Source organism: Liquorilactobacillus uvarum DSM 19971 (assembly GCF_001434935.1).
GTDB lineage: Bacteria > Bacillota > Bacilli > Lactobacillales > Lactobacillaceae > Liquorilactobacillus > Liquorilactobacillus uvarum.
In genome coordinates this window covers 23,699-35,686 of record NZ_AZEG01000020.1, presented here as the reverse complement: position 1 = coordinate 35,686, position 11,988 = coordinate 23,699, and the positions used below count along the sequence as shown (strand labels likewise).

The 11,988-nt window shown below is 36.5% G+C and carries 12 protein-coding genes; 1 reads left to right on the top strand and 11 read right to left on the bottom strand.

Annotated features, from left to right (window positions below; translation table 11 throughout):
* Both FD20_RS13820 and FD20_RS09245 read right to left on the bottom strand, forming a co-directional pair.
* A partial coding sequence (locus FD20_RS13820; protein WP_235807751.1) for an aldo/keto reductase occupies nt 1-393 on the bottom strand: 393 nt, incomplete at its 3' end.
* 330 nt (nt 394-723) lie between these two features.
* A complete protein-coding gene (locus FD20_RS09245) occupies nt 724-1,434 on the bottom strand; it encodes a gamma-glutamyl-gamma-aminobutyrate hydrolase family protein (RefSeq protein WP_057737955.1) in 711 nt (236 codons plus the stop codon).
* A gap of 392 nt (nt 1,435-1,826) precedes the next feature.
* On the opposite strand from FD20_RS09245, the gene FD20_RS09240 reads away from it, so the two are divergent.
* Nucleotides 1,827-3,440 (top strand): peptide ABC transporter substrate-binding protein, encoded by a 1,614-nt coding sequence (locus tag FD20_RS09240; protein WP_057737953.1) that lies wholly within the window; start codon nt 1,827-1,829, stop codon nt 3,438-3,440.
* Between the two features lie 288 nt (nt 3,441-3,728).
* Here the strand turns inward: FD20_RS09240 and FD20_RS09235 are convergent, their stop codons facing one another.
* The 9 genes from FD20_RS09235 to FD20_RS09195 all read right to left on the bottom strand — a co-directional run bounded on the left by FD20_RS09235 (nt 3,729) and on the right by FD20_RS09195 (nt 11,980).
* Nucleotides 3,729-4,589, bottom strand: coding sequence for a transporter substrate-binding domain-containing protein (locus tag FD20_RS09235; RefSeq protein ID WP_057737951.1), 861 nt, complete (start codon nt 4,587-4,589; stop codon nt 3,729-3,731).
* Nucleotides 4,590-4,606: 17 nt separating this feature from the next.
* On the bottom strand, nt 4,607-5,347 hold the full coding sequence (locus FD20_RS09230) for an amino acid ABC transporter ATP-binding protein (protein WP_057737949.1): 741 nt from the start codon (nt 5,345-5,347) through the stop codon (nt 4,607-4,609).
* 15 nt (nt 5,348-5,362) lie between these two features.
* The gene (locus FD20_RS09225) at nt 5,363-6,040 is read right to left on the bottom strand and encodes an amino acid ABC transporter permease (RefSeq protein ID WP_057737948.1); all 678 of its coding nucleotides are present in this window, start codon (nt 6,038-6,040) and stop codon (nt 5,363-5,365) included.
* The gene (locus FD20_RS09220) at nt 6,021-6,680 is read right to left on the bottom strand and encodes an amino acid ABC transporter permease (RefSeq protein WP_057737946.1); all 660 of its coding nucleotides are present in this window, start codon (nt 6,678-6,680) and stop codon (nt 6,021-6,023) included. The genes FD20_RS09225 and FD20_RS09220 overlap by 20 nt, the downstream gene beginning before the upstream one ends.
* 347 nt (nt 6,681-7,027) lie before the next feature.
* Complete coding sequence (locus tag FD20_RS09215; RefSeq protein ID WP_057737944.1) at nt 7,028-7,954, bottom strand: glutathione S-transferase C-terminal domain-containing protein; 927 nt, start codon at nt 7,952-7,954, stop codon at nt 7,028-7,030.
* Nucleotides 7,955-7,982: 28 nt separating this feature from the next.
* Nucleotides 7,983-8,402: a GNAT family N-acetyltransferase gene (locus tag FD20_RS09210; protein ID WP_057737942.1), complete on the bottom strand. Its 420-nt coding sequence runs from the start codon at nt 8,400-8,402 to the stop codon at nt 7,983-7,985.
* A 1-nt stretch (nt 8,403) separates the two neighbouring features.
* Nucleotides 8,404-9,414 carry a D-2-hydroxyacid dehydrogenase gene (locus FD20_RS09205; protein ID WP_057737940.1) on the bottom strand — a complete coding sequence of 337 codons (1,011 nt, stop codon included), beginning with the start codon at nt 9,412-9,414 and terminating at the stop codon, nt 8,404-8,406.
* A gap of 105 nt (nt 9,415-9,519) precedes the next feature.
* Nucleotides 9,520-10,674 carry an amidohydrolase gene (locus FD20_RS09200; RefSeq protein WP_057737938.1) on the bottom strand — a complete coding sequence of 385 codons (1,155 nt, stop codon included), beginning with the start codon at nt 10,672-10,674 and terminating at the stop codon, nt 9,520-9,522.
* Between the two features lie 4 nt (nt 10,675-10,678).
* Nucleotides 10,679-11,980 carry an O-acetylhomoserine aminocarboxypropyltransferase/cysteine synthase family protein gene (locus tag FD20_RS09195; protein ID WP_057737936.1) on the bottom strand — a complete coding sequence of 434 codons (1,302 nt, stop codon included), beginning with the start codon at nt 11,978-11,980 and terminating at the stop codon, nt 10,679-10,681.
* Between the last annotated feature and the right edge of the window lie 8 nt (nt 11,981-11,988).

The following is an 11,988-nucleotide window of genomic DNA, read 5'->3' as shown; positions in this document are numbered from 1 at the left end:
TGACTTAATCTTGCCTTCTTTTTGCAGATCTTCCATTGCACGCCAAGATCCATAAACGTCACCGAATGGTTGATGAATTAAATACAAATCAAGATAATCCAATTGAAGTTTACGCAGTGAGGTTTCAAAAGCTTTCTTTGTTGTTTCATACCCTGTATCTGAAACCCATAATTTTGTTGTAACGAATAGGTCCTCACGTTTGATTCCACTGCACTTGATACCTTTTCCGACTGCTTCTTCATTACCATATGAAGCGGCTGTATCTATCAAACGATACCCAACATCAATAGCATCAACGACTGCTTGTTCAGCTGTTTTCAAATCCGCAATTTGGAAAACCCCGAATCCTAGCATTGGCATTTTGTTACCATCATTAAGCTTCTTAAATTCCATAATTGACAACTCCTTCTTTTTTATACAAGTTAATTGAACACCTTGGAGTGAACTCCAAGTCAAGGATTAACTTTTAAAAAATGTATTTAATTCAAATTTTTTATTTTCAGGTTTAATTTACAAGCGACATTTAGCACCTGCTTATCAAGGGACTTTGATCACATAAAAAGAACTAGATCAAAAGTTATATTTTGATCTAGTTCTTCTTACCCTTTTATTACGCAGGTTAACGTCTTTTACTTTTAATAGTCAGACTTCTTCGCTTGAACACAAATTATTTAATAAACATCACCAAATTTAGAACTCTCCATGTTCTAAATTTTAAACTACTTATTTCATAAACTCATCAAAAATCATCTGCATCTTTTCATCTGTTGCCACTAGCATTTCTGGATGCCACTGAACAGCAAAAATTTGATCGTTATTTTCACTCTCAAGTCCTTCAATGACTCCATCACCAGCAGTCGCGGTTACTTTTAAGCCTTTAGCAGTTTCTTTAACAGCTTGATGATGCCGACTATTGACCAGCCAGTTTGAACCATAAAGTTTATTCAGGCGTGTTCCTGATTTGATTGCCACATAGTGGGTTGGTTCTGCAGATGGTGCAGCTTGAAAATGCTTAATCAAATGATTGTGTTTACTATCATATTCACTTTCTAAGTCTTGGTAAAGTGTTCCGCCCAGTGCTACGTTAATAACCTGCATTCCCCGACAAATTCCCAGCATTTTTTTCCCCGCAGTCAGAGCTTCCTTTGCTAAGCTCAATTCTAAACGATCACGTTGAATATCACTGAATCCCATTTTTGCATGTGGTTCCTCTCCATAAAAAGTGGGTAAAACATCTGGACCACCAGTAAAAAAGAAACCATCACAGGTTCTTACATAATAATCTATGTCTGCAGTGGCTTCACTGGGTATCATTACTGGCACTCCCCCAGCCTTAGTTATTCCACGAACATCCGCTTCATTAATATAATATCTCCGTGTACCTTTGGAAAGCATAACTCCAGCAGGAATTCCAATAATATTTTTTTTTGACATCAAATCATCATCCACTCTATCTAAAATTTAGTTTCAGTTAAAGTGATAGTAACAGGCTTTATGTTTCGATACAAGGCATGATGCAAAAATTTGTTATCAAGAAACCGTTAATTATTAGTTGACAGCCGTGATTTAAACAATTAACCTAAAGGTATCATTAATAATTTCGAAGGGAGTTTCTGTTATGGCCTACCATCAAAGTTTAACAATGTATAATTGTTGTCCATGTTGTAAAAACTACAACATATTATTTGATGTGCCGGTCTTGAAGTAGGAAAACTCTATTATCTAAAAGCATTTTTTAGTCCATAATAGAGCCCCCGGTCGCAAACAGACCGAGGGCTCTTTGAATTTATTTGATGGTAATATTTAATTCAAGAGGGGGCAATCTTATGAAAAAAAGGTTATTAGCGTTAGCGGGGGTTGCATTAACGAGTTTGTTAATGCTGGCTGCTTGCGGAAAAAGCAGCTCTTCCAGTAATTCAAAACAGGTCCTAAAAGTCGCAACCAACGCTGAAATGGCGACACTTAGCACCACCAAATACAGTGACACCACTAGTTTAGAAGCTTTAGAGAATTCCTTTGAAGGATTGTACCGGTTTAATGCAAAAAATAAACCAGTACTAGCTGGAGCTTCGAGTGTCTCAGTCAGCAAGGATCAAAAAACCTATACATTTAATTTACGGGAAAATGCTAAATGGTCAAATGGCGATTCGGTAACTGCTGAAGATTACGTTTATGCTTGGCAAAAGATGGTTGATCCAACGGCTGCATCACCGAATTCTCAACGATTTCAACCAATTAAAAATGGAACTCAGATCGCTGAAGGAAAACTTCCTACCAAAGATCTTGGAATCAAAGCTCTAGGTAAATACAAATTGCAAGTTACTCTAGAATCCCCAATCAGCTATTTCTCTGAATTAATGACTGGAGCTCCATTTTATCCACAAGATAAAAAAATCGTTGAAAAATATGGTAGTGATTATGGCACTTCATCAACCAAAACTGTTTATAATGGGCCTTTTGTAGTTAGAAACTGGACTGGGACCAATCTTAAATGGTCGTACGTTAAAAATCAAAAATACTGGGGCAAGAAGGACGTTAAGCTCCAAAAAATTAATGTTCAGGTCGTCAAAGATTCTTCAACCGCCGGTAAGCTCTATCAGACCAATAAATTAGACTATGCAATGCTGACTACAGATTACATAAGACAATATGAGCACACTGCTGGCTACCATTCTAAAACAATTCCGCTTATTGGATATATGTCATTTAACGTTCATCGAAAAACAACTGCTAACGTTCATTTTCGTAAAGCAATTGCCATGGCATTTAACAAAAACTCGTTAGTTAAGAATATACTTCATGTCGGGTCACCATTAAACGGGATTGTACCCAAAAATTTTGCTTTTAACTCCAAAACAGGTAATGATTATCGTCAAGATGCTGGTAATATGCTGACTTATAATCTAAAAGAGGCACGGAAAGAATGGGCAGAAGCCAAAAAAGAGCTTGGCAGCAGCAAAATCAATATTCAACTCTTGACTTCTGATACAACTGATTCCAAGCAGATTGGCGAATATCTGCAAAGTCAATTAGAAACAAATTTACCAGGCTTAACCGTTAGTTTGCAGTCGATTCCATTGAAATCTCGTTTAGCGGCTACAACCGAACACAATTACGATATTGTTTACGGGACTTGGCAGCCAGATTATGCTGATCCAGTTAACTTTATTAGTGATGGCGGACAATATCATTTGGATGATGACTATAACAACAGCAACTTTAGCAACTTGTTGGACAAGGCCGCTACTACTTACGCTACCGACCCTGTAAAGCGCTGGTCAACTTTGATTCAAGCAGAAAAACAATTACTACAAAAAGATGCATTTACTGCACCGGTTTATCAAGGTGGAATGTCTTACCTGCTGAAAAGTAAGGTCAAAGGCTTGCAAATTTCACCATATGGAACTGTATTATTCTATCGAAATGCGAGCATCAAGTAATTAAAAATTTTTGTTGCAATCGACTGAAGTTTAAAAATGTAGCAATTATAGTTAATCTTTAAATACTATAATAAATTAATAAGAGATGGATCAAAATATAAATTTTGATCCATCTCTTATTTTAAACTTATATTATCCAAATTAATGTGTTTCAGTAGTCAAACACTTCCGCTCAGCTGTCGAGTTAGTTGTTTGAAACTTGCAGTTAAAACCCTAAACCGACTGTTGGCACACTTTTCTTCAATATTTCTTTTATAATTATAAAAGGAAACAATGTCTGTGTTGTCTTTATTTTTCGATAATTACATCTGATGCTTTTACATCTGAACTAAAGTATGGTTTTAAATCATTATTGTATGCTTTCTCAAAGAAACCTTGCTTGTCGAGTTTGCTGATCTCCTTATTGGTCCAGTTCAGCAAAGACTTATTTCCTTTTTTAACTGCTGGAGCAATAGATGAACTATCACCCAGTTGTTTTATCCCCACCTGATAAGTTGGATGTGCTTTTGCCCACGCGTATAAATAAGTATTATCATCTGCTAAGGCTACACCACGTTTATTTTTTAAAGCATTAAACTGCTGCGTTTTGGAATCGAATTTCAGTAAACTAACACTCTTCTGATTTTCAGTAAAATAAGTCTCAGCGGTTGTCCCCTTGCTGACAATTACTGTTTTATTCTTTAATTGTTCAGCATTAGTAATCAATGCATTTTTAGGTGAAACAACTCCGACAGAAACCTTCATGTATGCTTTAGCAAAATCGACAACCTGCTTACGTTCACTTGTAACTGTAAAATTAGCTAATACTAAGTCAACTTTATTAGATGACAAAGCATCTACCCGGCTGTCAGCATTAACTTGTACAAACTTAATTTTAACGCCGAGATCTTTAGCAATTCTGCGTGCTAAAGTGATATCATATCCTACACGCTTACCGTCTTTATTAACCCAGCCATACGGCTTCAAATCACCAAAAACAGCGACCTTAATTGTGCCACGTTTTTTGATAGCCGCAACTGAACTTGAATTATTGGAATTTGATGCTGCTGAACCTGACTTACTTGAGGAACCACAAGCCGTCAAAAATAAAGTTGATATTCCTAAAACAATTCCTGTTGTTATTATTTTTTTCAAATTAAATTTTTTCATTTCTTACTCCCCTTTATTTAAAATTTCATACTTTCCAAGAATTCCCTGGCTCGCTCGGTTTGTGAGTTGACAAAGAACTGTTTACTTGGAGTATTTTCTAATATGTGTCCATCTTCTAAAAAAAGCACTCGATCGGCAATTTGCTCGGCAAAGTTCATCTCATGTGTAACAATTATCATTGTCATATTATCTTTTTCTGAAAGCTCTTTGATGATCTCTAAAACGCCGCGAACCATTTCCGGATCCAACGAAGCTGTCACTTCGTCAAATAACATTACCTCTGGATGAAGAGCTAATGCGCGCACAATAGCAATTCGTTGTTTTTGTCCGCCTGATAGTTGGCGCGGATAGGTTTGCAAATAATCTGCTAATCCAACTCTTTTCAGCAAACGAGTTGCAATCTGGACTGCTTGTGAACGACTCTTTTTTTGAACTTTAATCGGACCGAGCACAATATTTTCTAAAACAGTTAGATTAGAAAATAAATCATAACTTTGAAAAACCATTCCTATTTTTTGACGAATTTGTTGCCAATTTTTTTCAGTTGGAACCATTTTCTGACCGTCAAAAAACAAATCGCCAGTACTAAATTCCTCCAAACCATTTAAACAACGGATTAAAGTGCTTTTACCAGATCCTGAAGGCCCCAATAATGCTAAAACCTCACCCTGAGCGATTGAAAAATCAACATCATATAGAATTTGCTGTTTTGCATAAAATTTATTTAACTTTTCAACACGCAAAATTTCTTTTGCCATTAAATGCCCCTCCAATTAATGCTGATTTGCAGCATTCAACTTTTTTGCCAGTAATGACAATGGATAATCAACTATGAAATAGAAGAAAAAAATTAAACCATACACCCAAAATATTCCATTAGGATGTGACTGCCCGTTAGCCTCAATAATTTGCTGCCCAATGTTGATTACATCCATCACACTGATCAGCATCAACAAAGAAGTTGTTTTAACAACACGTGTTGCTAAATTGATTGTTGCTGGTAATTCTAAGGTCAATGCTTGCGGTAGTAAAACATAACGAAATAATTGCCAATGAGTTAAGCCAATAGCTAACCCAGATTCACGCTGATGCTTTGGAACAGAAATCAAAGCTCCGCGAACAATATCGCTGAACTCAGCAGCCACCCACAAAGCAAATGTCAAAACTGCGACTTGTTCAGCCGGTAAATTAATATTCAGCTGACGCGGTAAAATATAATACGCTAAAAACAAAAGAACCACTGTTGGCACAATCCGAAAAAATTCTAAATAAAGACGCAGAATCAAACGAACTGGACGATTCTTAAATGTGCGCATCATACCTAAAAAAGTTCCCAATATCAATCCTATCAATAATGCTAAAAGTGCGATCCAAATAGTTGTCCAAAGTCCCCCCAGCAAACGTGAAAAATTATTGCCCGCAAATAATACACTAGTTCCCAAATGATCCATAACGGACTCTCCTTTCAAGAATCGTTAAGACAATTGATAGCGGAATTAAAATAATAGCATATGCAATCACAAGCATTAACAGATATTCATTACTTCGATAATAAATTCCAATTAAATCCAACGCTGTATTGGTTAATTCTGGAATAGCGATTACTGAAAAAATTGATGTTTCTTTAATTAAAAAAATTATATTAGCTGATAACGCTGGCATACTTAGAGAAAGCCCCTGCGGAAAAACCACATAACGCGCTAACTGACGACGACTCATGCCAATGGCCTTTCCCGCATCAATCTGAGTATTGGACACACCATTAAATCCGCCGCTGAAGGCTTCTGACATATAACTACCACCTAGAAAAGTCAACCCAATAAAACCGCAAAAAGTTGCTGATAATTTCAGCCCAATCACTGGGAAAGCATAATAAAGAAAAAAAAGTTGAATTAACAAAGGCGTATTTCGTGATAGCTCGATATATGCAGAAATAATTTTGGAGACAATCGGTACTTTAAAATACTGCAGCAAACTGCAAATCAAACCAACAATTAGCGCCCCTATAATTCCAATCAATGATAACCAGATCGTCACTTTGAAGCCTTCAATAAATTTTGGTATTGCTGCTTGAATAATGTTCGTATCCATCATTTACCTCCTCTCTAAAGTTACAATTCTTAAACTTATTACTTAATTTATCCTTACTAAAGTTCTTGGAACATATCCGTCACTGCTTGGCCTGATCCGTGCCAAAATATCAGCCAGCGACTGATTTTTTGTTTCCTTAATCTGCACATCAAAAACGGCCTCCTTTCCAAAAAGCCTCCTGGCCAGATTGCCACGAGGCGATACATTACGTTGCCACTCGTTATTTAATAACTAGGTCGTCTTAACTGCTTTCTGTACATTTTTAATATTTTATACTGCTGTACCTGTTTACTGCGGAAATTATATTAAAAATAATTTTTTTGAGAGTTGACATCAAATTAATATTGTTAGTCGTTCCATTTATTTTCATCTAATAAAGGTATAACCCGCTCAATTGAGTCAATAATGTGGTCATCGACTCGATAGAAATGCTGTTTGATGTCATAAAAATCTGTATTATTTTTAAAAGCTGGAACCTGGTACAGACGTTTTGCATAGGCCCATAATGCCGGATAATCAGTTAAGCACCGATAATTTAGTTTATTTTGATAATAATAAACCAAATCAAATCTGACTAAACTCGCAAATAACCTTATATCAAGTTGAGTTAGATTGTCTCCCCACAAGTAAGACTGGTGTTGCAATATTATTTCAAATTTATCTAATTGATTAAAAAATGTTGTAGCTAATTTCTCATATTCATTTTGTGAACCAATATTCAGAATTTTGCCAGGAATTTCATTTATTTTGTGCAGTATCTCGTTGGCAGCTGTTTTAAATTTTTTTTGCTGTTCCTGCGGATAAAATAATTCTTGGTTCTGATTGCTGAATTTGTCCCAAACAAGTGCTAACTCATCTAAAAGGACATCTGTAACATTGTTAACAACCTGCCCGGTTTTAATATCGATCAAAGCTGGCACACTCGGTCGACCAGCAAAATCAGGAATTGCCTTTTGATAGTTTTGTGAAAGTTTCGTTGTTTTTAAAACCGGATCTTGATCAGTATCTTTGGCACCAAACATCCAATCAGCATGATTATTGGCACGTCGCAAAGGCCAAATAACTCCTTTAGAAATAACCTGATCCAATCCTAAGTAGTCGATCTCTATTGCAACTTGAGTAGCCCATGGGCAAAACCCTCCTAGAATAAGACGATAACGATTTGCTTCAATTGGCAGCTCCTGTGTTGAAAAACGTTTATCTATAGTTACTGTTTGCTTAGTGATAACTGTATTTCCCCCAGAGCGAAAATCACACGCATTATTTTGGGTCATAATACCATCTCCTTACTATATCAACAAATTATAAATCAAGATCAAAGTATTTAATGTCAGGACGCTCTTTAAAACCTAAATGTTGCCAAAATTCCTGTCCCGCTGAATTATTGATCACGGTAAATAAACCAACTTTTGTGATTTTTTTTACCTTAAAACCGGCTAAAACTTGTGTGATCAAATGCGAACCAATATGTTTTTTTTGGTATTCGGTTGCAACTGCAACATGATAAAAATATCCCTTTCTACCATCCGTTGCTCCTAAAACAGTCGCAACTATTCTATTTTTCTCTTCAGCTACGAAGCATAAATCCGGATTTCGATCAATTACGCGCTGAATTCCTGCACGGGAATTATCCAAAGATTGTAAATGCATCCCTGGTGTTTTTTCCCACAATGCATAGGCCTGATCATAATCTGCGATCGTCATTTGTCTGAACTCTACCATCTTATTCTCCCTTGAAGTTTATTTCATGCGAACTATGACCACCCTGAATAATTGTTAAAGCATCATTTAGAGACTGTTTGACCATTCGTTCAACTGCTATATCTGTATAAAAGCCAATATGCGGTGTTAAAATCACATTGGAAAGTCGTTTGAGATGATTATAGTTCTCCACTGGCGTTACTCCATTAAATTTTAAATTAAAAATTTTGGTTTCATCTTCAACTACATCAATCGCTGCCCCAGCAATCTGCTTCTTTTCAAGTGCATTCACCAAAGCAGCAGTATCAACTACAGGCCCACGAGAATCATTAATTAGAAAAGAAGTCGGCTTCATTTGTGCAAAAGCTTTTTGCCCGAGCAAATGAACGTTTTGCTGACTTAGATAAACATGGGATGTTACTATATCGGCTCTTTGATATATTTCCTCTTTTGAGACATATTTCAAAACACCAGCTTGTTCAAGCTCTGGCTTTTCGATTAAGTCGTTGCCAAGAACCGTAGCACCAAGTGCATGAAAAATATGAGCTACAGTACTGCCGATTCGACCAACACCAATAATACCGACTACATATTCCGATATTTCTCTGGATCGCAAACCGTCAACAACATAGTTATTCTTATCTAAACGAGCTTTAAATTCAGGGTAATGCCTAATAAGCTGCAATGCTTGCATCAAAACCAGCTCAGCCACAGCATGCGGTGAATATGAAGGCACATTAGTTACAATAATATCATTTGCCGCTGCCGCTTTAAAATCTATTGTGTCAACACCAGCTGAACGACAGGACAATTGTTGAATACCATAATTTTTTAAGGTTTTATAGATGCTTCCGTCACTATCTAGACGGCTTCGTTGTTTGTAAATAATTCCATCGTATCCCTGTGTGTAGTGAACAGTCTCTGAATGAAGTTCAAATGGAACACTTTTTACTTCTACATGATTTTTCCGGCTCCATTCCTCGACAAATGGCTGTTCATCTTGACGAACATGATATGCAATAATCTTTACCAAAACTCTGTCCTCCCTTACTTGACAAGGCTTTTAAATTTTTGACACTGGAAAGTTGCCCACTTTCATTGTTAGACCCACTAATTAAAACTAACATTCGCTGCTATTTCACTTATTGTTTAAATATTTCATTAATCCTTGTGTAGCCTCAACAAAATATTCAATGCCAGTTGGAATAGTTTCATCTAAACCTATAAAATCTGGTTTATGCCAATCCGCTGCATCAGCTGCTCCATTTGAACCGACAAAAGCAAAAACACCCGGAATTTCTTTTTGATAAGTAGCAAAATCTTCACCTGCCATGGATAAAAGAGGTTGTCTTACCTTAAAAGACAAGTCATCAATTACCGCGTGCGTAAGCATCAAATCATTGTTAATAGGTAATGCCCGTTCACTCCAATCAAGTTCTGCCTTTTGCCCATAAGCCTGAGCAATCCCATTTACCAATTCAAATAATTTTTCCCTAACTAAAACTGCATTTTCATGGTCAAATAAGCGTACAGTTCCTTGGACATAGGCCTCATCTGGAATAACATTCCATACTTTTCCTGCATTAACATGAGTAACGCTTACCACTACTGCATCTTGCGGATTAATATTTCGACTTACAATTGTTTGCAAACTAGAAATAATTGTTGCCATGGCAGTAATTGGATCTCTACTTTTTTCTGGCTTAGCCCCATGCGAACCCTGGCCTTTGATTTTTATTTCAAATTTATAGCACCCTGCCATCATCGGTCCTGGTTGTAAAGCAATCGTTCCAACGGGCAAGTTAGGATTATTATGGAACCCGATCAAAGCCTGAACACCATGTAATACATCTTTGGCGAGAACTTGATCAGCCCCTCCGCCAGCTTCTTCAGCTGGTTGAAAAAGAAATCTCAATGTTCCCCTTATCAAATCTCGATGATCTTTAAAAAAACGAATTGCACCTAGTAAACTTGCCATATGCAGATCATGCCCACAAGCATGCATCACACCCTCGTTAGCCGACTTGAAAATCAAATTTGTTTCTTCCTGAACAGGCAAAGCATCAATATCTGCACGCAAAGCAATGATCGTTCCTGGTTTTTCTCCTTTTATTTCCGCCAACAGACCAGTGTTAAGGTTTGTATTGAGAATTGTCACTCCCCATCCATTTAAAACCTGCTTAATTTTCTTAGTTGTGTTGAATTCATTATTCGACAATTCTGGATATTGATGAAAATAATGACGCAAATCAACGATTTCATTTATATTTTTTGTGTATTCTTCCTTAAGCATTTTTTCACTCCTCAAAGGCTTTATTTATTGCTTGTTCCAGATCTGCGATCAGATCAGATGAGTCTTCAAGTCCAATTGAAAGTCGAATAAGATTATCCAAAATTTCCTGTTTTTGGCGTTCATTTTCCGGAATCTCCCGATGTGTTACTCTGCTTGGATTAACGATCAGTGACCGATTATCACCTACGTTAGGCAAATAAGTGAAAACTTTTACATTGTTTAATAACTCCGTAACATTTTTCATATTTCCCTTAAGCTTAAATGAAAAAATTGTGCCGATACCTTTAGTAAAATATTTTTTTACCAATTCTTCCTGTGGTGTATTTAATAATCCAGAATTAAATACTCGTTCTACATGCTCATTTTCTTCAAGGAAGTGAGCAATCTTTAAACTTGTTGCTACTTCTTTACCGATTCTCTCAGAAATAGTTTCTAGTCCTAACAAATCCAAATATGCTGAAAATGGACTTAAAACCCCACCCATCAGTCTTAAATATTTAGTCCTTAGATGTTGAAGGTAAGCTTCTTTGCCATAAACGGCAGCAAAACTAAAATCCTTTCTTCCTTTTTTCTTTAAAGTAATCTCATTTTCGTAAAATTGCGGAAATTTTCCTTTTTTCCAATCAAACTGTCCCCCATCAACAATTAAACCTGAGACAACATTACCATGTCCGCTTATTCCCTTTGTCGAGGAATAGACCACTATATCCGCTCCGTGTTTTATCGGATTAAATAAATAAGGTGTTGGAAAAGTGTTATCAATAATAAGTGGAATATTATGTGAATGTGCGAGTTCAGCTATCTTAGTGACATCAGCCACATTGGTGATGGGATTTGAAACACTTTCAGCATAGATAGCCTTGGTATCGGGTTTAATCAGTCTTTCAATATTCTCAAAATCATTGATATCATCAACAAAATCAAAGTTAATACCAAACTTTGGCAATAGTGTTCTAAACTCATCTAAAGCCGCTCCGTAAATGTCAAGCGGAGCAATTATTCTTCCACCGCCTTCCGCTGTATTCAAGATAGCATAAGTAATTGCTGCCATTCCAGAACTAACAGCGACTGCACCTACACCACCATCGAGTTCAGCAATTCTTTTTTCGAAAACATCAACAGTTGGATTGTTGACACGAGAATACATAAAAGCATCAGGTTCCTCACCTCGCGCTATTTTGTCCGCCCGCTCAGTGTCATGTAAGTCAAAAGCAACATTCTGATATATAGGAACTGTAGCAGAATAGTTATGTTTTTGGGGTTGATACCCACTATGAATTTTTTTGGTATCAAAATTGTTACTCAAAATAATTT